This window comes from Roseococcus microcysteis (assembly GCF_014764365.1).
Lineage (GTDB): Bacteria > Pseudomonadota > Alphaproteobacteria > Acetobacterales > Acetobacteraceae > Roseococcus > Roseococcus microcysteis.
The window spans coordinates 3,888,431-3,908,811 of record NZ_CP061718.1; the positions used below are offsets into that span (position 1 = coordinate 3,888,431).

16 protein-coding genes and 1 pseudogene are annotated in these 20,381 nt (G+C 70.2%); 7 read left to right on the forward strand and 10 right to left on the reverse strand.

The window, feature by feature from the left end; all coding sequences use genetic code 11:
- Positions 1-22 precede the first annotated feature (22 nt).
- From ICW72_RS18870 to ICW72_RS18880, 3 genes are all read right to left on the reverse strand, one after another.
- Positions 23-898: a 2-hydroxy-3-oxopropionate reductase gene (locus ICW72_RS18870; RefSeq protein ID WP_191084074.1), complete on the reverse strand. Its 876-nt coding sequence runs from the start codon at positions 896-898 to the stop codon at positions 23-25.
- A gap of 20 nt (positions 899-918) precedes the next feature.
- Complete coding sequence (gene otnI / locus ICW72_RS18875) at positions 919-1,698, reverse strand: 2-oxo-tetronate isomerase (protein WP_191084075.1); 780 nt, start codon at positions 1,696-1,698, stop codon at positions 919-921.
- Positions 1,699-2,061: 363 nt separating this feature from the next.
- Positions 2,062-3,246 carry a pyridoxal-phosphate-dependent aminotransferase family protein gene (locus ICW72_RS18880; RefSeq protein ID WP_191084076.1) on the reverse strand — a complete coding sequence of 395 codons (1,185 nt, stop codon included), beginning with the start codon at positions 3,244-3,246 and terminating at the stop codon, positions 2,062-2,064.
- A gap of 134 nt (positions 3,247-3,380) precedes the next feature.
- On the opposite strand from ICW72_RS18880, the gene ICW72_RS18885 reads away from it, so the two are divergent.
- The 6 genes from ICW72_RS18885 (at position 3,381) to ICW72_RS18910 (ending at position 9,806) form a co-directional block, all read left to right on the forward strand.
- Positions 3,381-6,230 (forward strand): FAD-binding and (Fe-S)-binding domain-containing protein, encoded by a 2,850-nt coding sequence (locus ICW72_RS18885; protein ID WP_223880687.1) that lies wholly within the window; start codon positions 3,381-3,383, stop codon positions 6,228-6,230.
- Positions 6,227-6,793: a DUF924 family protein gene (locus ICW72_RS18890; RefSeq protein ID WP_191084078.1), complete on the forward strand. Its 567-nt coding sequence runs from the start codon at positions 6,227-6,229 to the stop codon at positions 6,791-6,793. Before ICW72_RS18885 ends, ICW72_RS18890 begins: the two co-directional genes overlap by 4 nt.
- A gap of 10 nt (positions 6,794-6,803) precedes the next feature.
- Positions 6,804-7,409, forward strand: coding sequence for a glutathione S-transferase family protein (locus ICW72_RS18895; RefSeq protein ID WP_191084079.1), 606 nt, complete (start codon positions 6,804-6,806; stop codon positions 7,407-7,409).
- Positions 7,410-7,628: 219 nt separating this feature from the next.
- Complete coding sequence (locus tag ICW72_RS18900) at positions 7,629-8,399, forward strand: DUF1194 domain-containing protein (protein ID WP_191084080.1); 771 nt, start codon at positions 7,629-7,631, stop codon at positions 8,397-8,399.
- Between the two features lie 57 nt (positions 8,400-8,456).
- Positions 8,457-9,164: a glutathione S-transferase family protein gene (locus tag ICW72_RS18905; RefSeq protein WP_191084081.1), complete on the forward strand. Its 708-nt coding sequence runs from the start codon at positions 8,457-8,459 to the stop codon at positions 9,162-9,164.
- A gap of 3 nt (positions 9,165-9,167) precedes the next feature.
- Positions 9,168-9,806, forward strand: coding sequence for a VOC family protein (locus ICW72_RS18910; RefSeq protein ID WP_191084082.1), 639 nt, complete (start codon positions 9,168-9,170; stop codon positions 9,804-9,806).
- Between the two features lie 161 nt (positions 9,807-9,967).
- On the opposite strand, the gene ICW72_RS18915 is transcribed toward ICW72_RS18910, so the two are convergent.
- Positions 9,968-10,606: a class I SAM-dependent methyltransferase gene (locus tag ICW72_RS18915; RefSeq protein ID WP_223880688.1), complete on the reverse strand. Its 639-nt coding sequence runs from the start codon at positions 10,604-10,606 to the stop codon at positions 9,968-9,970.
- Between the two features lie 62 nt (positions 10,607-10,668).
- Here ICW72_RS18915 and ICW72_RS18920 point away from each other — a divergent pair, with 62 nt between their 5' ends.
- Positions 10,669-12,036: a PleD family two-component system response regulator gene (locus ICW72_RS18920; RefSeq protein ID WP_191084083.1), complete on the forward strand. Its 1,368-nt coding sequence runs from the start codon at positions 10,669-10,671 to the stop codon at positions 12,034-12,036.
- Between the two features lie 86 nt (positions 12,037-12,122).
- Here the strand turns inward: ICW72_RS18920 and rpmG are convergent, their stop codons facing one another.
- The 6 genes and pseudogenes from rpmG to pyrC form a co-directional block, all read right to left on the reverse strand.
- Positions 12,123-12,290, reverse strand: coding sequence for a 50S ribosomal protein L33 (gene rpmG / locus ICW72_RS18925; protein WP_184386368.1), 168 nt, complete (start codon positions 12,288-12,290; stop codon positions 12,123-12,125).
- Between the two features lie 60 nt (positions 12,291-12,350).
- Positions 12,351-14,696, reverse strand: coding sequence for a ribonuclease R (gene rnr, locus ICW72_RS18930; RefSeq protein WP_191084084.1), 2,346 nt, complete (start codon positions 14,694-14,696; stop codon positions 12,351-12,353).
- Positions 14,696-17,427, reverse strand: a pseudogene (gene topA, locus ICW72_RS18935) (type I DNA topoisomerase). The gene rnr and the pseudogene topA overlap by 1 nt, the downstream one beginning before the upstream one ends.
- A 23-nt stretch (positions 17,428-17,450) precedes the next feature.
- Positions 17,451-18,512 carry a DNA-processing protein DprA gene (gene dprA / locus ICW72_RS18940; RefSeq protein ID WP_191084085.1) on the reverse strand — a complete coding sequence of 354 codons (1,062 nt, stop codon included), beginning with the start codon at positions 18,510-18,512 and terminating at the stop codon, positions 17,451-17,453.
- A complete protein-coding gene (gene plsY, locus ICW72_RS18945) occupies positions 18,509-19,105 on the reverse strand; it encodes a glycerol-3-phosphate 1-O-acyltransferase PlsY (RefSeq protein ID WP_191084086.1) in 597 nt (198 codons plus the stop codon). Before plsY ends, dprA begins: the two co-directional genes overlap by 4 nt.
- A complete protein-coding gene (gene pyrC, locus ICW72_RS18950) occupies positions 19,102-20,370 on the reverse strand; it encodes a dihydroorotase (protein ID WP_191084087.1) in 1,269 nt (422 codons plus the stop codon). Before pyrC ends, plsY begins: the two co-directional genes overlap by 4 nt.
- Between the last annotated feature and the right edge of the window lie 11 nt (positions 20,371-20,381).

A 20,381-nucleotide genomic window follows, 5' to 3' on the forward strand; every position in this document is an offset into this window, starting at 1 on the left:
GATTGAGTGCGGGGATAACGCCTCAACCCAGCTTGTGGTTGGCCATGGCCTCCAGCGCCTGCACCAGGCCCGAATGGTCCCAGCCCTCGCCGCCCATCGCCGCGCAGGCGGAGAACAGCTGCTGCGCGGAGGCGGTGTTGGGCAGCGCGACGCCCAGCTCCTTCGCCGATTGCAGGGCGAGGTTCAAATCCTTCTGGTGCAGCTTGATGCGGAAGCCCGGGTTGAAGGTGCGGTTGATCATCCGCTCGGCATGGACTTCCAGGATGCGGCTGTTGGCGAAGCCGCCCATCAGCGCCTGGCGGACCTTGGCGGGGTCGGCGCCGGCCTTGGAGGCGAAGACCAGCGCCTCGGCCACGGCCTCGATGTTCAGCGCCACGATGATCTGGTTGGCCACCTTCGTGGTCTGCCCCGCACCATTGGGGCCGACGAGGGTGATGTTCTTGCCCATCGCCTCGAAGAGCGGGAGGGCACGGGCGAAGGCGGCCTCGGGCCCGCCCACCATGATGGTCAGCGCGGCGTTCTTGGCGCCCACCTCGCCGCCCGAGACCGGCGCGTCGAGATAGTCGCAGCCCAGCGCGTTCACGCGCGCCGCATAGTCCTTGGTGGCGGTGGGGCTGATCGAGGACATGTCGATGACCAGCTTGCCGGCGGAAAGCCCCGCCGCCACGCCGCCCTCGGCGAAGAGCGCGCGCTCCACATCGGGGGTGTCGGGCACCATGATGATGATGACTTCGGCGGCCTTCGTGGCGGCGGTGGCGTCGGGCAGGATGGTGAAGCTGGCGCGCGCCTCGGGCTTCAGGCTGGCGCGTTCGGGCGCGATGATCTCATGGCCGGCCTTGGCCAGGTTCTCGGCCATGGGCTGGCCCATGATGCCGAGGCCGATGAAAGCGATCTTCATGTGGCGTCTCTCCTTGGAATTCAGGCGCGATAGGGTGCGAACCACCCCAGGCCGGCCAGCGTCTCGCCCTTGGGCCGGTATTCGCAGCCGATCCAGCCGCGATAGCCGGCCGCGTCAATGGCGTCGAAGACGAAGGGCCAGTTGACCTCGCCGGTGCCGGGCTCATGCCGGCCGGGCGTGTCGGCGACCTGCATGTGGGCGATGTAGGGCAGGAGTTCGGCCGCGCGGCGCGACACGTCGCCCTCCGTGATCTGGCAGTGGTAGAGGTCGAACTGCAAGCCCAGCCGCTCCGGCCCCACCGCGTTGATGACGGCGACGGCCTCGCTGGTGCGGTTCAGGAAGAAGCCCGGGATGTCGCGGTGGTTGATGGGCTCGATGATGGGCTTCACGCCGGCCTTCATGCATTCCTCCGCCGCCCAGTCGAGGTTGGCGGCGTAGGTGCCGAGCAGCGTGTCGCGCGGAATGCCGGCGGGCGTCAGCCCCGCCATGACATGCAGCCGCGGGCAGGAGAGGGCGGCGCTGTATTCGAGGGCGCGCTTGATGCCTTCGCGGAATTCGGCGCGGCGCTCGGGCAGGCAGGCGGTGCCGCGCTCGCCATTGTTCCAGTCGCCGGGCGGGCCGTTGAACAGGACCTGGGCGAGGCCCTGGTCCTTGAGCCGTGTCGCGATCTCGGCGGCGGGGAATTCATAGGGGAAGAGGAACTCCACCGCCTCGAAGCCCGCCGCGCGGGCGGCGGCGAAGCGGTCGAGGAAGGGGAGTTCGTTGAACATCATGGAGATGTTCGCGGCAAAGCGGGGCATCTTTACTTCCCTCAAACGCCGGGCGCCGCCTCCGGCGGCTTGGCTTCGCGCCGCGGCGGATGCGTGGTGGCAAGGTTGGTCTGGGCGCGCCGGCCGCGGTGCGGCCGGACCCTCCCAGGGCGGCGCCATGCTGCCCGAGGGCCGGCCGGCTGCAAAGCCGCCGCCCGGCCCGCACGCACAACCGGCGCAAGACCCTGGCGCCCTGCCCAATGGCCCCCTGCGGTCGGCGGCGCGGCTTTGCCGCGCCAACGGCGGCACCCGCCAGGAAGGGCGCCAAACCGGGGCCCCCGCGAAAGCGCGAAGCGATTTCGTGGGGTGTCTACCGGGGCCCCCACGAAAATGCGAAGCGTTTTCGTGGGGAGTTCAATTGTTGCCCGTCAGGTACTCCATCGCCGCCCGCACACCCTCGGGCTTGTGCGGCACGCCCGCGATGCGCAGCCCCATCTCGATGCCCGACAGTGTGGCCATCAGCTGCAATTCGCTGATGTCGCCCAGATGCCCGATGCGGAACACGCGGTCGTTCAACTGGCCGAGCCCATTGCCGAGCGACATGTTGAACCGCTCCACGATCGCGGCCCGCAGCGCGTTGGCGCTGTGGCCCTCCGGCAGGCGCACGCCCGTCAGCACGGAGGAGTAGTGGCGCGGCTCCTGGCACTGGATCTCGAGGCCCCAGGCGCGCACGGCGCGGCGGGTCGCCTCGGCCATGCGGTCGTGGCGGGCGAAGACATTCTCCAGCCCCTCCTCCAGCAGCATGTCGAGCGCGGTGTCGAGCGCGTAGAGCATGTTCGTCGCCGGCGTGTAGGGGAAATAGCCGGTGGCGTTGGACGCAATCATCGGCTTCCAGTCCCAGAAGCTGCGCGGCAGCTTCGCGTGGTCCGCGGCCTTCAGCGCCTTGGCGCTGACCGCGTTGAAGGACAGGCCCGGCGGCAGCATCAGCCCCTTCTGCGAGCCGGAGACCGTGACGTCCACGCCCCATTCGTCATGCCGGTAGTCCATGGAGGCCAGGCCGCTGATCGTGTCCACCAGCAGCAGGGCCGGGTGGCCGGCGGCATCAATGGCGGCGCGGACCTCGGCGATGCGGCTGGTGCAGCCGGTGCTGGTCTCGTTGTGGACGACGCAGACGGCCTTGATCTCATGGCCCTTGTCGGCGCGGAGATATTCCTCGATGCGCGCGGGCTCGGCGCCGCGGCGCCAATCGCCCTTCAGGAATTCGGGACGGATGTCGAGCCGCTCGGCCATTTCGCGCCACAGGCTCGCGAACCAGCCCGTTTCGCACATCAGCACGCGGTCGCCGGGGGAGAGCGTGTTCACCAGCGCCGCTTCCCAGGCCCCGGTCCCGGAGGCGGGGTAGATGACGACGTGGCTCTCGGTCTGGAAGACCTTCTTGACCTTGTCCAGGATCATCTTGCCCATCACGCCGAAATCCGGGCCGCGATGGTCCATGGTGGGGTTGTCCATGGCGCGCAGCACCCGGTCCGGCACGTTGGACGGCCCGGGAATCTGCAGGAAATGGCGGCCGGGCGTGGTGCGGGTCTGGAAATAGGCCATGACGGTCCTCCTGTGCTGCGGCGGGTTTGCCCCAGATCGCGCCCCCGCGCCAATGAGTTCGGCTTGTGCGCGGGATGAGGATTATCCATCTGACGCCGCGCCGCTTCGGGGCTAGATAGGACGACATGAACGCCATGACCGCCCAGATCGGCGACAGCCGCCTCGCCCAGCGCCTGCAACGCGAAACGGAAGGGGAGGTGCTGTTCACCCCCGCCGATCGCGGCCGCTACGCCACCGATGCCTCGATCTACCAGGTCGAGCCTATCGGCGTGCTGGTGCCCAAGACCGCCGCCGATGTGGAGGCCGCCATGGCCATCTGCCGCGAGGAGGGCGTGCCCGTCCTGCCCCGCGGCGGCGGCACGTCGCAATGCGGGCAGACGGTGAACCGTGCCCTGGTGCTGGACTGCACGAAGCATCTGCGCCGCGTGCTGAACGTGGAGGGCGAGACGGCGCGGGTGGAGCCCGGCATCACGCTCGGCGCACTGAACGAGGCGCTGAAGCCGCGCGGCATGTTCTTCCCGGTGGACCCCAGCACCTGGGCGCGCTGCACCATCGGCGGCATGGCGGGGAACAATTCCTGCGGGTCGAAATCCATCCGCTACGGGCTGATGGCGGACAATGTGCGCGCCATTGACGCCATCCTGGCCGATGGTTCGCGGCATGTCTTCGGCGAGGGGCTGCCCAACACCGACCTCGTCGCCCGCCTGCACGCCCTGGGCGAGCGGGAGGCGGCCGAGATCGCCGAACGCTTCCCCGAACAGCTTCGCCGCGTGGGCGGCTACAACCTCGATGCGCTGACGCCGGCCGCGCGCGCCGCGGGCCGTGGCAATCTGGCGCGCCTGCTGGTGGGCAGCGAGGGCACGCTGGCCTTCTCGGCCGCGCTGGACCTGAAGCTCTGGCCCATCAAGCCGCGCAAGGTGGTGGGCATCTGCCAATTCCCCACCTTCCGCCGCGCCATGGAGGCGTCCAAGCACCTGGTCACGCTCGACCCTGAGGCGGTGGAACTCGTGGACCGCACGATGATCGAGCTGGGGCGCTCCATCCCCATCTACCGCCCCATCATCGAGCGCATGCTGATCGGCGAGCCCGACAGCCTGCTCATCGTGGAGTTCCACGGCCATGAGGACGGCCCGCTGCTGGCGGCCCTCGACCGGCTGGAGGAGATGATGGGCGATCTTGGCCTGCCCGACATGGTGGTGCGCGCGACGGACGCCGCTTTCCAGGCCGAGGTGGCGGAGGTGCGTGAGGCCGGCCTCAACATCATGATGTCCATGAAGGGCGACGCGAAGCCCGTCTCCTTCATCGAGGACGCGGCGGTCTCCCTGGAGGATCTGCCCGACTACACCGAGCGCCTGACGGCAGTCTTCGACAAGCACGGTGTGAAGGGCACCTGGTATGCCCATGCGAGCGTGGGCTGCCTGCATGTGCGCCCGGTGCTGAACATGAAGGATGGCGGCGATGTCCGCCGCATGCGCGAGATCGCGGAGGAATGCTTCGCCCTGGTCCGCGAATACAAGGGCAGCCACAGCGGCGAGCACGGCGACGGCATCGTCCGCTCCGAATTCCACGAGAGCATGTTCGGGCCGAGGATCGTGCGCGCCTTCGAGGCGGTGAAGGATGAGTTCGACCCGAACGGCCTGCTCAACCCCGGCCGCGTCGTTCGCCCGCCGCGCATGGATGACCGCACGCTGTTCCGCTACGGCCCGGACTATGCGGCCCTGCCGGTGACGCCGGCGCTGGACTGGTCCGCCTGGCCGGGGCCCCAGCGCGGCCTCTTGGGCGCGGTCGAGATGTGCAACAACAACGGCACCTGCCGGAAGTTCGACGCCAACGTGATGTGCCCGAGCTATCGCGTGACGCGGGAGGAACAGCACCTCACGCGCGGCCGCGCCAACACGCTGCGCCTGGCGCTGACCGGCCAAGTGCCCGGCGGATTGGGCGGCGAGGCGGCGGTGGAGGCCATGTCCCTCTGCGTCTCCTGCAAGGGCTGCAAGCGCGAATGCCCCACGGGCGTGGACATGGCGCGGATGAAGATCGAGGTGCTGGCCGCCCGCAACGCGCGCGAGGGCGTGCCGCTGAAGGACAAGCTGATCGCGACCTTGCCGCGCTGGGCGGGCATGGCCTCGGCGGTGCCCTTCATGGCGAACCTGCGCGACACCATCCCTGGCCTCGCCAAGCTGTCCGAGAAGCTGCTGGGGCTGTCGGCCGAACGCTCGCTGCCGCGCTTCCGCCGCGATGCCTTCCGCGATGGCGAGGCGCGCGCGGGCAGCGGCACGAAGGAGGTGCTGCTTTTCGCCGACACCTTCAACCGGCATTTCGAGCCGGAGAATTTGCGCGCCGCCGTGCGCGTGCTGGCGGCCTCCGGCTACAGCGTGAAGCCGGCGCAGGGGGAGGGGAGCCGCCCGCTCTGCTGCGGCCGCACCTATCTCGCCGCCGGCATGGTGGAGGAGGCGCGGGCCGAGGCGCGGCGCACCCTTGCCGCGCTCAGCACCTCGGATGCGCCCGTGCTGGGCCTCGAACCCTCCTGCCTGATGACGCTGCGCGACGAGTTCACCGCCCTGCTGCCCGGTGCGGAGAGCGAGGCGCTGTCCAAGCGCGCCTTCCTCGCCACGGAATTCCTGGAGAAGGAGAGCACGCTGCCCGCGCTCAAGCCCGTGGCGGCGGCGGCGCACATCCATGGCCATTGCCACCAGAAGGCCTTCGGCGCCTTCCCTGCCGCCGTGAAGGCGCTGCGCCGCGTGCCGGGGATGGAGGTGAAGCCCATCGCCTCCTCCTGCTGCGGCATGGCCGGCGCCTTCGGCTATGAGGCGAAGAACATCGAGGCCTCCAAGGCCATGGCCGAACTCTCGCTGCTGCCCGCCGTGCGCGCCGCCCCCGCCGGCGACATCATCGTGGCCGACGGCACCTCGTGCCGCCATCAGATCCAGGATTTGTCAGGCCGCGAGGCGCTGCACTCCATCCGCGTGCTGGAGCGCGGGCTGTGAAGGCCGTCCTGGACTTTTGGTTCGCGGAAGGCCCCGATACGCCGCGTGCCGCGTGGTTCAAGCGCGACGACGCTTTCGATGCCGAGATCCGCGCCCATTTCGGCCCTCTCGTCCCCGCCGCGCGCGAGGGCGCGCTGGATGGCTGGGCCGCCACGCCCGAGGGTGCGCTGGCCCTTTTCATCCTGCTGGACCAGTTCCCCCGCAACCTCTACCGCGGCCATCCCGACGCCTTCGCCAGCGACCCGCACGCCCTGACCCTGGCGCGCGATCTGGTGCTGCGCCAGCGGATGGATTTGCGCGTCACACCCACCCAGCGCGTCTTCTTCTACCTCCCCTTCGAGCATGCCGAGGACATGGCGGCGCAGGACCTCTCGGTCGCGCTCTTCGAAGGCCTGCGCGACAACCCCGCCGCCGCCGCCCCAGGGGGCAGCATTGATTATGCCTGGCGGCACCGCGTCGTCATCGCGCGCTTCGGCCGCTTTCCCCATCGCAACGCGACGCTCGGCCGGGACAGCACGCCAGCGGAACTGACCTATCTGGCCCAACCCGGCGCCGGCTTCTGAAGGACCATCCATGCAACTCGTCGGTCGTCTTCTCTCCCCCTTCGTGCGGCGCGTGGCCGCGACGCTGAACCTCTACGGCATGGAGTTCACCTCCCTGCCGCTGGCCACCACGACCGACGGTGCGGCCATCGCGAGCTACAACCCGGTGGGCCGGGTGCCGAGCCTGATCCTGGATGATGGCGAGGTGCTGGTGGACAGCAACGCCATCCTCGACCACCTGGACGAGGTGATGGGCGACGCCGCCCTGACGCCCCACTCGGGCGCCGAGCGCCGCCTGGTGCTGCGCGCTACCGCCATCGGCGTGGGCGTGATGGAAAAGACCGTCCAGGCCTATTACGAGACCGCCCGTCGGCCCGAGGCGCTGCGCTGGGCCGAAGGTGCCGCGAATTTGCAGGCCCAGGCCCAGGGCGGCTTTGCGGCGCTGGAGGCGATGGCGGAGGGTGACTTCCTCTGCCTCGGTCGTCTGACCCAGGCGGATGTGACAGCCGTCGTGGCGCTCGACTTCGCGGCCAAGGTGCTGCCCGCCCTGGTGGAAGGCCGCTATCCGCGCCTGCACGCGCTCAGCGCCCGGCTGAACGCCGATGCCCGGGTGGGGGGCACGGCCTTCAGGGGATGATTCCCCTTCACGCTTTGTTCAGGCCGCGCCGGGCATAACCCTGGCGCGGCCAAAAGGCGCGGACTCCCATGGCTTCAAAATAATCCATGCTGCATTGCAGCAAAAAGGTCTTGATCCCTGTCCTGACCTCCCCATAATGTTACGCATACGGGAGAAATCGCTGCACGGCCCTTTACGCCGACCCCGTCAGGGGGGAGGCACCGGACGAATGAGGGTCAGATGCAACGTCGTCATTTCCTTGCCACCACCGCCGGCCTGGCACTTCCGGCCCCAGCCCTGCTGCTTCACCGCCGCGCCGAGGCCGCCCAGCGCCTGGCCGAACCCGACCCCGTGGATGTGGAGCTGGTCCTGGCCGTGGATGTCTCCCGCTCGGTGGACGCCGTCGAGATGGAAATGCAGTTCGACGGCTATGCCGCCGCCTTCCGCGACCGCACCTTCATCGAGGCCATGACGCGCGGGCCCATCGGCAGCATCGCCGTCACGCTCTTCACCTGGTCCGACTGGAACATCCAGGAGCACCTCGTGCCCTGGGCGAAGCTGGACAGCCCCGCCGCCGCCGAGCGCTTCGCCGCCGCGATCGACGCCGCACCCCGGCGCACCCATCTCTACACCTCCATCTCCGCCGCCATCGACTTCGCCTCGACCCTGTTCGGGCAAGGCTATGAGGGCACGCGCCGCGTCGTGGACATCTCGGGCGACGGCATCAACAATTCCGGCCGCGAGGTCGCGGATGCGCGGCGCGAGGCGCTGGACAAGGGCATCGTCCTGAACGGCCTGGCCGTGCTCGACCGCACGCCGCCGCCGCCGGGCCTGATGCCCACCCAGCCGCTGGACGAGTATTTCCAGGAACGCGTCATCGGCGGCCCTGGCGCCTTCCTCATGGTCGCGGATGGGTTCGAGAGCTTCGGCCAGGCGGTGCGCCGCAAGATCATCCGGGAGATCGCGGCGGCACCGCCACCCGGCCCAATGGTGGAACGCGCCTACGGCTAGCTTGCGGCGGGCGCGGGGAGCCTCCATCGTTCGGCACCCCCGGACGAGGATCCGCCCATGCCCGCCACCCTGCGCCTTCACAGCTGGCCCACCCCCAATGGCCACAAGGTCCATATCCTGCTGGAGGAGCTGGGCCTGCCCTATGAGGTGGTGCCCGTGAACATCGGCGCGGGCGAGCAGTTCCGTCCCGAATTCCTCGCCATCACGCCCAATCACCGCATCCCCGCCATCGAGGACCCCGAGGGGCCGGACGGCCAGCCGCTGGCGCTGTTCGAGAGTGCGGCCATCATGATCTATCTGTGCGAGAAGACCGGCAGCGCCCTGCTGCCGGCCTCGGGCGCGGCGCGCCACATCTGCCTGCAATGGCTGATGTTCCAGATGGGCGGCGTGGGGCCCATGTTCGGCCAGTACAACCACTTCGCGGCCTATGCGCCGGAGAAGATCCCCTACGCCATCACCCGCTATTCCAACGAGGTGCAGCGCCTGCACCGGGTGCTGGAGAAGCGCCTGGCGGAGGCCGAATATCTGGGCGGCGATGCCTATACCATCGCCGACATCGCGACCTTCCCCTGGGTTCGGAACCCCGATCGCCGTGGCATTGATCTCGCGCATTTCCCGAATGTGAAACGCTGGCACGATGCCATCGCGGCCCGCCCGGCCGTCCAGCGTGGCGTGGCCGTCCTGGCCGAGCGCCAGCGCCAGGGTCAAATCACGGACAAGGAACGCGAGAACATGTTCGGCGCCACACAGTTCCAGGCCAGGTGAGACATGGCCGAGATTGATCACATCGTCCTCGGCGCCCGCACGTTGGAGGAGGGCGCCGCCTTCGTCGAACGCCTGCTGGGCGTGAAGCCCCAGGCGGGCGGGCGACATGAGGGGGCCGGCACGCACAACATGCTGCTGGGCCTCGGCCCCGATTGCTATCTGGAAGTCATCGCCCCCGACCCCGCCCAGCCCGAGCCGCCGCACCCGCGCCTCTTCGACCTGGACGACGCGGCCACGCGCACCATGCTGGAGTCGGAACCGCGGCTGCTGAGCTGGGTGGCGCGCACGCCGGCCATGGACGCCGTGATGGGCCGGCTTGGCCCACGCGGTGGCGAAATCCGCGAGATGCAGCGCGGCGACCTGCATTGGCGCATGGCCATCCCGCCGCAACGGCAGGACATGGACAATCTCATCCCCGCCCTCATCGAGTGGAAGGGCGAGCGCGCGGGCAAGCGTCTGCGCGACAGCCATTTTCGCCTGATCGCACTCGAGGCCGAGCACCCCGAGGCCGAGCAGGTCCACGCCGCCTTGCAGGAGCGCGGCCTGGGTGAGGCGCTGCTGGTGAAGCGCGGCGCGCATCCGCGGTTGATCGCGAAGCTGCGCGGGCCAAAGGGTGACGACATCGCCCTGACCAGCCGGTAACCGCCCCGCCCCCGCCGGAACGGGCCATGTGCCCGGTTCGGCGGGGTTTTCGTGGCGCATGGGGGCGTGTTAATCCAACGGTGATGTCATCAACCCTCCGTCAGGCTGCGGCCCCGAAAGGCGCCGGCACCACCGCCTTGCGCGCCGCGCGCCGGGCGTCGTCAGGCCGCGCCGGGACGGTAGCGCCACACGCTGGCGGGTGGGAAATTGAGCGGCGTCCAGGCGAGGCGCCGCGCCCCCAGCGAAAGCTTGTCGTAGGGCAGGGGCGAGGTGATGCAGTAGGTGTAGAGCAGGAAGCCCTTGCCGGGCGCCACGCTCTCCACCGCGTCCACGAAGGCCTGCTGGCGCTCCAGCGGCAGCAGCACGAGTGGAATGCCGCAGATGGCCGTCCCGATTCGGTTCTGCATATGGGCGGGCAGGGCGTTCTTCAGGTCGAAGGCGTCGCCGCAGATCACGTTCACGCCAGGCAGGCTCTCGCGCAGGAACTCGGCCATCTCGGGCACGATCTCGACCACGATCAGCTTGTGCGCGGGCACGCCGGCGGCCAGCAGGGCGCGGGAGATGACGCCGGTGCCGGCGCCCAGTTCCAGCACATATTCCTCCGGCTCCCGCTCCACCGCCGCGGCGATACGGCGGCACAGCGCCGGCGAGGACGGAATGATGGACCCCATCTGAAGGGGGTTGCGCAGCCAGCGCCGGAAGAACAGGCTGGCGTTGGCCGTCTCGCCCTTGGGGTTGGAGGATTGCGGCCCCTGCTGCGGCCGTGCGGGGGTGTTGATGCCGGGGGTGATTTCGGACACGTGGCACTCCTGTTCTGTTACAAGCCCGCTCCGGGCCTCGTTGACTGTCCTGGAGGCCGGCAATGACCGCCCGCATCCTCGCGGTGGACGACATCGCGACCAATCTGCGGCTGCTCGAAGCGAAACTTCAGGCCGAGTATTATGAAGTTCTGCTCGCCTCCAGTGGCCAGGAGGCTTTGCAGGTTGCTTTCACACAATTGCCAGATGTTATTCTTCTGGATGTCATGATGCCCGGGATGGACGGGTATGAAGTCTGCCGGGCGCTCAAGGCCGATATCCGCACACAGCATATTCCTGTCGTCATGGTCACCGCGCTGACGGACAGCACGGAACGGGTTCGTGGCCTCGAAGCCGGGGCGGATGATTTCCTCTCCAAACCCGTGGACAACGCGACGCTCTTCGCCCGGTTGCGCGCGCTGTTGCGGGTGAAGCAGGTGCAGGATGCCTGGCGCCTGCGTTCGGACACGGCGCGGGAGCTGGGGATAGACAACCCCGCGCCGCCGGCCATCTCGGTCCAGGGCGCCAGGGCGCTGATCCTGAACGCCGATGCCGAGGAGGCGCGCGCCGTGCGCGAGGCCCTGCTGGCCGATGACATGATCGTCTACACGGTGGCCAGCGTGGACGAGGCCTTCCAGCGCCTCTCGAAGGGCGATGTGGACCTCGCCCTGCTTGCCTTGCCGGTGGATCCGGGCGAGGTGCTGCGCCTCGCCTCCCGCCTGCGCGCCCAGAACGCCACGCGCGACCTGCCGCTCATCCTGCTGGCGGATTCGCACCAGAAGAACGAGGTGCTGCGCGGCTTCGACCTGGGCGCCAACGACCACTGCTTCCGGCCGATGGACCCCAACGAGCTGCGCGCCCGCGCCCGCAACCAGGTGCGCCGCAAGCGCTACCAGGAGAGGTTGCGCGCGGACCTCGACCGCTCCCTGGAAATGGCGGTGACGGACCAGCTCACGGGGCTGCGGAACCGCCGCTATGTCCGCCGCCATCTGGACAGCCTGCTGCGGACCGAGGCGGCCGCGGTGCTGATCCTGGACATCGACAAGTTCAAGGCCATCAACGACACCTACGGCCACAATGTCGGCGATGCGGCCCTGCGCGAGGTGGCCGAGCGGCTGCGCGAGCAGCTGCGCGCCGTGGATGTGGTCGCCCGCTATGGCGGCGAGGAGTTCCTGGCCGTGCTGGTCGGCGCCCAGGCCCAGGCGGCCATGCTGGTGGCCGAGCGGCTGCGCGAGGCGGTGGCGATCCGGCCCGTCCAGTCGGAGGGGCATGTCGTGCCCATCACCATCAGCATCGGGGTGGCGGTGGGCGAGCCCGGCATGCCGGCCGACCGGCTGATCGGCGCGGCGGATTCGGCCCTCTATCGCGCCAAGCGCGACGGGCGGAACCGCGCCTATCTGGCGGGCGAGGAAGACGCCACAGCCGCCGGCTGAACGCGGAACAGCAAAACCCCGCACCCGGAAGGGTGCGAGGCGCAAGGCGTCCGGCGTGGCGATGCCCCCGTGAAGGGGGCGTCAGCTCACTTGATCTTGGCTTCGCGGAAGACGACGTGCTTGCGCGCGACGGGGTCGTACTTCTTCAGCTCCAGCTTGCCCGTGGCCGTGCGGGTGTTCTTCTTCGTCACGTAGAAGTAGCCGGTGTCGGCCGTGCTGGTCAGCTTGATGAGGATGGTGTTGGCCTTGGCCATGATCTTACTCTTTGCGCTCGAAACCGGGAGGGGCTGTTTCTAACGACCGGGGGGCGGAGGTCAAGCCTTGCGCTTCCGCCCGCCCCGCATGGGCGCCGGCTTTCCGCCCATCTGCAGCTCGAACAGCAGGCTGCCGGTCTGGCCATTGGCCTCCCGCAGGCGGGCCTCCACCGGGTCGCCGAGCGCGATCACCTGGCGGGACTGCCGGCCGAGCAGGCGGCGGTTGCCCTCCTCCACGATCCAGAAATCCTGTGGCAGGGCCTTCATGGGGACGAAGCCCGAGGCGCCCGTCTCGTCCAGCGTGACGAAGAGGCCGAAGGCGTGGATGCCCGAGACCCGCGCGGCGAAGACCGCGCCCACGCGCTCCGCCAGATAGGCGGCGAGGAAACGGTCCACCGCCTCACGCTCGGCCGCCGCGGCGCGGCGCTCGGTGGCGGTGATGTGCTCGGCCGTGTCGGGGAAGCGGGCGGCCTCGGCCTCGGTCAGCCCATCGGTGCCCAGCTTCAGGCCGCGCACCAGCGCCCGGTGCACCAGCAGATCCGCATAGCGCCGAATGGGGGAGGTGAAGTGGGCATAACGCGACAGGGCCAGGCCGAAATGGCCCAGATTGTCCGGCTCATAGGCCGCCTGGGACTGGCTGCGCAGCACCGTTTCGTTGACCATGCGCGCCTCGGGCCGGTCCTTCACCTTCTCCAGAAGCTGGGCGAAGTGGCTCGGGCGGATGGTGCCGGTGGCGGCCAGTGTCAGGTCCAGCGTGCCCAGGAACTCCCGCAGCGACTTCAGCTTCTCGTCCGAGGGGGGCGCATGGACGCGGTACATGCAGGGCTGGCCGAGGCGCTCCAGCTCCTCCGCCGCGCAGACATTGGCGGCCACCATGAATTCCTCGATGAGGCGGTGGCTGTCCAGGCGCGGGCGGGGGATGACGCCGGTCACATTGCCTTCGGCGTCCAGCAGCACCCGCCGCTCGGGCAGGTCCAGTTCCAGCGTGCCGCGGCGCTCCCGTGCCGAGAGCAGGGCGCGGAAGGCGCCGTAGAGACGGCCCATATGGCCGGGGGCGAGGCCCTGCGGCTCCTCCCCCGCGTCATGGGCGGCCTGCACCTCCTCATAGGTGAGGCGGGCGGCGGAACGCATGAGGCCGCGCCCGAAGCGGTGCGACTGCTTGTTGCCCTGCCCGTCGAACCGCATCTCGACGAAAAGGCAGCCACGATTTTCGTTCGGGCGCAGGCTGCACCAGCCATTGGACAGCGCCTCCGGCAGCATGGGAACCACGCGGTCGGGGAAATAGACGCTGTTGCCGCGGGTCCAGGCCTCGCGGTCCAGGGCGGAGCCGGGCGTCACGTAATGCGCCACATCCGCGATGGCCACGATGATGCGCCAGCCCTCGCCATCCGGTTCCGCGAAGACGGCGTCGTCGAAGTCGCGGGCGTCATCGCCGTCTATCGTCACCAAGGGCACGTCACGCAGGTCGGTGCGCTTGCCGAGCGCCACCTCCCGCGCCGCCTCGGCCTCGCGCTCCGCCTCGGCGGTGAAGATGTCGGGGATGCCATGGGTGTGGATGCAGATGAGGGAGACCGAGCGCGGCTCCCCCACCACGCCCAGCCGCTCCACGATGCGCGCGGGCCGCAGCCCGTAGCCGGTGGAAGGCAGGCTTTCGGCCAGCACGATCTCGCCGCCGCGGGCTCCGCCTTCCTCGCCCGGGGGCACGGCCCATTCGGCCTTCTGCCGCCGGTCGGTGGGCACGATGCGCCCATCCTGGAACACGCCCAGGATGCGCTTGCGGTCCTGCGGCTGGCCGAGGCGCTTCAGCGTGCGCCCCTCATACTTGTCGCCGCCCAGGTGCTTGAGGCGGGCCAGCACGCGCTCGCCGGTGGCGAGCGCCGTCTGGCCGCGGCGTTCGGGGTGCATGTAGACCACGGGGCGGCCCGCACCCTCCCAGTTCAGCGGGCGGGCGATGGGGTCGCCATCGGGGTCGGTGCCGAAGATTTCCACGACGCCCGTCTCGGGCAGGGTGTCGCGCACCGCCCGCACGGGCTTGGCGCCGGGCGTGCCGCCCCCCACGAAGCTGCGCTTGCCCATGGGCGCCGTGGTGCCGTCCAGCTTGATCTCGGAGAGAAGCTGGCGAAGCGCCGGCCGCTGTTCGGTCGGCAGGCCGAAATGCTTGGCGATCTCGGTCTTGGAGACGCGCCCGCCGGTGGTGGCCAGGAATTCCCGGATTTCCGCCTTGGAGGGGAGTGTGTCGCGGCGCGGGGCCGCCTTCACGCGCGCGCGCGGCAGAGGCGCGGTCTCGACCTTGGGTGCCGCTTCGTCATCGGCGCGGCGCTTCGCGTTGGACTTCCGGGCGGCCCGCTGGGTGCCGCCGGTCTTCTTGGCCTTCTGGCCCTTCGCCGGCGGACCCATGCGGGGCATCAGCTTTCAACCTTCCGGGTTGTGGTCTTCTTCGGAGCGGGCTTCTTGGCGGCGGGCTTCCTGGCGGGCGCCTTCTTGGCCGGCGCCTTGGCGGTGGCGGCCTTCTTGGGCGCGGCCTTCTTCGCGGGCGCCTTCTTCACGGCGGCCGGCGCCGCCTCGGCCTTGGGCGCCGCGGCCTTCTTCGCCGGCGCCTTGCGGCCCTTCATGCCCTTCTTGGGCGGCAGCTCCTTGCCCTTTTCGGCCAGCAGCTTCACCGCCTCGTCCAGCGTCACGGCCTCCATCTCGGTGCCGCGCGGCAGGTTCGCCACGCGGGTGCCGTGCAGCAGGAAGGGGCCGAAACGCCCGCGCCGTACCTCGACCGCCCCGCCACCCTGCGGGTGCTCGCCGATCGTGATGCCGCGCGGCTTGGCGTCCGCCAGCAGGGCGACCGCGCGGTTCAGCCCGATGGTCAGCGGGTCATCGTCGCGGTCCATGGATTTGCTGAGCGCGCCCATCTTCAGATAGGGCCCGAAGCGGCCGAGATTGGAACTGATCTCCTCCCCCGTCTCCGGGTGCAGCCCCACGATGCGCGGCATGGAGAGCAGCGCGAGTGCGCTCTCCAGCGTCATCGTCTCGGGGTCCATTCCGCGCGAGAGGCTGGCGCGCTTGGGCTTGGTGGGCTTGCCCTTGGCGTCCACGCCACCCTCGCCCAGCTGGGCGTAGATGCCGTAGGGGCCGCGGCGCAGCGACACCTCCTGGCCCGTGGCGGGGTCGGTGCCCAGCACGCGCACGCCATCGGCCAGCGCCTGGCCCTCGCCCTCCGCGCCCGGCACGGCCAGCGGCCGCGTGTAGCGGCACTCCGGATAGGCCGAGCAGCCGATGAAGGCGCCCGTGCGCCCCAGCCGCAGCCCCAGCCGCCCGTTGGAGCAGGAGGGGCAGACCCGCGGGTCGCCGCCATCCGCCTGGCGGGGGAAGAAATGCGGGCCCAGCTCCTCGTCGAGGCGATCAATGACATCGCTGATCTTGAGGTCGGCCGTCGCCTCGATGGCGCCGTGGAAATCCTGCCAGAACTGCCGCATCACCGCCCGCCAGTCGGCCCGCCCGCCCGAGATGTCGTCGAGCTGCTCCTCCAGCCCCGCCGTGAAGCCCGTGTCCACATAGCGTTCGAAGAAGGCGACGAGGAAGGCCGTGACCAGCCGCCCGCGGTCCTCCGGCATGAAGCGCCGCTTGTCGAGCTTCACATATTCCCGGTCCTGCAGCACCTGCAGGATGGAGGCGTAGGTGGAGGGCCGGCCGATGCCCAGCTCCTCCATCTTCTTCACCAGCGACGCCTCGGAATAGCGCGGCGGCGGCTGGGTGAAGTGCTGGCTGGCCGTGACGTCGTGGCGCTTGGTGGGCTCGCCCTGGCGCATGGGGGGAGGATGCGGCTGTCCTCATCCTCGCTGGAGGCGCCGTCATCCACATCCTCGCGATACAGCTTCAGGAAGCCGTCGAAGGCGATGACGCTGCCATTGGCGCGCAGCCTGGTGCGGCCCGTGGGCTCCACCAGCTCCACCACCGTCTGGTCGAGTTCCGCGGACTGCATCTGCGACGCCACGGCCCGCTTCCAGATGAGTTCGTAAAGCTTGCGCTGGGCGTCGTTCAGGTAGCGCGCCGCCTGTTCCGGTGTGCGGGTCACGTCGGTGGGGCGGATGGCCTCGTGCGCCTCCTGGGCGTTCTTGGCGCGGGAGGCATATTCGCGGGGCGCGCCGGGCAGGTAGTCCTCGCCGAACTGGGCCTTGATATGGCCGCGCAGCTCCTGGATGGCCTCGCGCGCCATCTGCACGCCGTCCGTCCGCATATAGGTGATGAGGCCCACCGTCTCGCCGCCGATGTCCACGCCCTCATAGAGCTGCTGGGCGGTGCGCATCGTCATCTGCGCGCCCATGCCGAGCTTGCGGCTGGCTTCCTGCTGCAAGGTGCTGGTCTGGAAGGGGGCGGGCGGGTTGCGCTTGACGCGCTTCTTCTCGACCGAGCCCACGGTGAAGGTCGCGGCCTCGACCGCGGCCTTGGCCGCCATGGCCGTGGCCTCGTTGGGCAGGTCGAACTGTTCGAGCTTGCGGCCCTCGTGATGGGTCAGCCGCGCCTGGAAGGGCGCGCCGCTGACCGTCGCCATGCGCGCCTCGATGGTCCAGTATTCGCGGGCGACGAAGGCCTCGATCTCGGCCTCGCGCTCGCAGATGAGACGAAGGGCGACGGACTGCACGCGCCCGGCCGACTTCGACCCCGGCAGCTTGCGCCACAGCACGGGCGAGAGGTTGAACCCCACCAGGTAGTCCAGCGCGCGGCGCGCCAGATAGGCCTCGATCAGCGGCGTATCGAGCTTGCGCGGATGGGCGATGGCATATTGCACCGCCCGCTTCGTGATCTCGTTGAAGGTGATGCGCTGAACCTGAACGCCCTTCAGCGCGCCGGATTTCTGCAGCATGTCCTGGACGTGCCAGGAAATCGCCTCGCCCTCGCGGTCCGGGTCGGTGGCGAGATAGAGGCGCTTGGCGCCGCGCAGGGCGGAGGAGATGGCGCGCATCTGCTTCTGGCCGCGCTCATCCGCCTCCCAGTCCATGGCGAAATCCTCCTCGGGACGGACGGAGCCATCCTTGGGGGGCAGGTCGCGCACATGGCCGAAGCTGGCCAGCACCTTGTAATCGCCGCCGAGGTATTTCTCGATGGTCTTGGCCTTGGCCGGGCTCTCGACGACAACGATGTCGGTCACGTCTGGTCCTTCCGGGCCCTGCTTCAGCGCAAAGCCACCCGATTCCCGGGCAGAGTTTCGATCCGGCCGGCAAGCTCCAATTCCATGAGCGCGCCGGCAAGTGCGGACGGCGATAGCTGGCAGCGCCGCCCCAACTCGTCAACCGAGATGGCCGCCGGACCCAGGGATTCAAGAAGTTGGGCGGCCGCGTCCGAGGGGGCGGGTGGCACTTCCCTCGGTAATTCAGGGGCTTGGGGCAGGGTGTCGAGCAGCATTCGCCGGCGGGCGACAGGGGCGGTGGGCAGGTGGTCCAGCACATCGGCCGCCGTTTCCGTGATCTGCGCGCCGCGCCGCAGCAATTCGTTGGAGCCCCGGCAGCGCGGATCGAGGGGGTGGCCCGGCACGGCGAACAGCTCCCGCCCCGCCTCGGCCGCCAGCCGCGCGGTGATCAGCGTGCCCGATTGCAGCGCCGCCTCCACCACCACGACCCCCAGCGAGACCCCGGCCACGATGCGGTTGCGGCGGGGGAAATGCCGCTCGCGCGGGGCAGCGCCGAGCGGGGCCTCGGACAGAACCAGCCCGCCCTCGGCCGCGATGCGGGCCTGGAGCTTGGCGTTCTCCGGCGGGTAAGGATGGTCCAACCCGCCCGCCACCGCGGCCACCGTCCGGCCCGAGCGCAGCGCGCCCAGATGCGCCGCCGTATCAATGCCGCGCGCCAGGCCCGAGACGATGGTGACGTCCCGCACCGCCAGCGCATCGGCCAGATCCTCGGCGAAGCGGCGGCCGAGCGCGGAGGCGTTGCGGGCGCCGACCATGGCCACGCAGCGCTGGTCCAGCGCGGCCATGTCGCCCTGGGCGGCCAGCAGCAGCGGCGCGTCGTCCAGCTCGGCCAGCAGGGAAGGGTAGTCGGGGGCGCCCAGGAACAGGAGGCGGGCGCCCATGCGCTCCAGCGCCTCCATTTCCCGCAGTGCCACATCGCGCGGGCAGGCGCGGGGGCCGAGGGCATCCAATGCCGCCTCCGCGCTGCCATGCCGTGCCATCAGGCGGCGGTGCAGGACGGGCCCCACCCCCTCGGTGCGGGCGAGGCGGAAGGCGGCGAGGCTCATTTTCCGGCGCCGATGCGCGGCTCCGTCCCCGCCAGCAGCCGGCGGATGTTCTCCTCGTGCCGCACGAAGACATAGGCGGCGATGGCCAGCACGGCGATGCCCGACCAAAGCGGCAGCACCACCAGCGCCACCCCCGTCGCCACCACCATGGCCGAGAGCGCGCCCACCGAGGAGATGCGCGACAGCCGCGCCGCCACCAGCCAGGTCACGGCCGCGGCGACGAAGACGCCCCAGCCCAGCCCCAGCATGACGCCCAGCGCCGTCGCCACCCCCTTGCCGCCCTTGAAGCCGAGCCAGAGCGGGTGGCAATGCCCCAGCACCGCCGCCACCGCGGCCACGGGCGCCAGATGCGGCCCGAACCACGCCGAGACCAGCCAGACCGCGACGGCGCCCTTCAGGAAATCCAGCGCCAGCGTCGCCGCCGCTACCTTCTTGTTGCCCGTCCGCAGCACATTGGTCGCGCCGATATTGCCGGAGCCGATGGCGCGGATATCGCCCAGCCCCGCCGCCCGCGTCAGCAGCAGGCCGAAGGGGATGGAGCCCAGCAGCATGGCGCCCACCGCGGCCATGAAGGTGTCCAGCACCGCGATCATCCGAAGACGCGCCTCCCGGCCTTGAAGGTGGCCAGCACGCGGCCTTCCAGCGCCCTTCCGTCGAAGGGCGAGTTCTGCGCCTTGCCCGGCAGCGTCCCATCGCGCACCTGCCAGGCGCGGTCGGGTGCGATGAGGCAGAGATCGGCCGGCGCCCCCTCCGCGAGCCGCCCCGCCTCCACCCCCAGCAGGGCGGCCGGCCGGCAGGTCAGCAGGGCCAGCGCGTCGCGCAGCGTCAGGTCGCCGCCATGCACCCGCGCCAGCGTGACGCCCAGCAGGGTGGCGAGGCCGGCCCCGCCCGCCTCGGCCTGGGCGAAGGGCAGGCGCTTGTCATCGGCATCGCGCGGCTGGTGGTCGGAGGCGATGGCGTCAATGGTGCCATCGGCCAGCGCCGCCACCACCGCCAGCCGGTCGGCCTCGGCGCGCAGCGGCGGGCTCAGCTTCGCATAGGTGCGGAAATCGCCGATGGCGGTCTCGTTCAGGTCGAAATAGGGGGGCGCGGTGTCGCAGGTGACGCGCAGCCCCTCTTCCTTGGCGGCACGAAGCAGGTCCAGCGCGGCCGCCGTGCTGACATGGGCGAAATGCACATGTCCGCCGGTGAGGCGCGCCAGCGCGATGTCGCGGGCCACCATGATGGCCTCGGCCGCCGCCGGCATCCCGGGCAGGCCGAGGCGCGTGGCGAGTTCCCCCTCGGTCGCGGCCCCCTGGCCGGCCAGCGAGGGCTCCTCCGGGTGCTGCACCACCATGGCGCCGAAGCCGCGCGCATAGGAAAGGGCCAAGCGCATGGTCCGCGCGGCGGCGATGGCGCGGGCGCCATCGGTGAAGGCCACGGCACCCGCCTCGCGCAGCAGGCCGTATTCGGAGAGTTCCTTCCCCGCGCAGCCCTTGGTGGCGGCGGCATAGGGCAGCAGCGTCAGGCTGCCGGTCGCCTCGCCGCGGCGGATCATGAATTCGACCAGCGCGGGGTCGTCCAGCGCCGGGTTGGTGTCGGGCAGCACGGCCAGGGTGGTGATGCCGCCCGCGGCCGCGGCCTGGGCGGCCGAGGCGATGGTCTCGCGGTGCTCGGCCCCGGGTTCGCCCAGCGCGGCGCGCATGTCCACGAGGCCGGGGCAGAGGATGGCGCCGCCGGCGTCCAGCACCTCCGCCCCCTCGGCCGGCGCGCCCGTGAGGCTCTTGATGCGCCCGCCCGAGACCAGCATCGCGCCCGGCGCGTCGAGGCCGCTCGCGGGGTCGAGGAGGCGGGCATTGGTGATGAGAAGGTCGCGCATGGGCCTGGGTT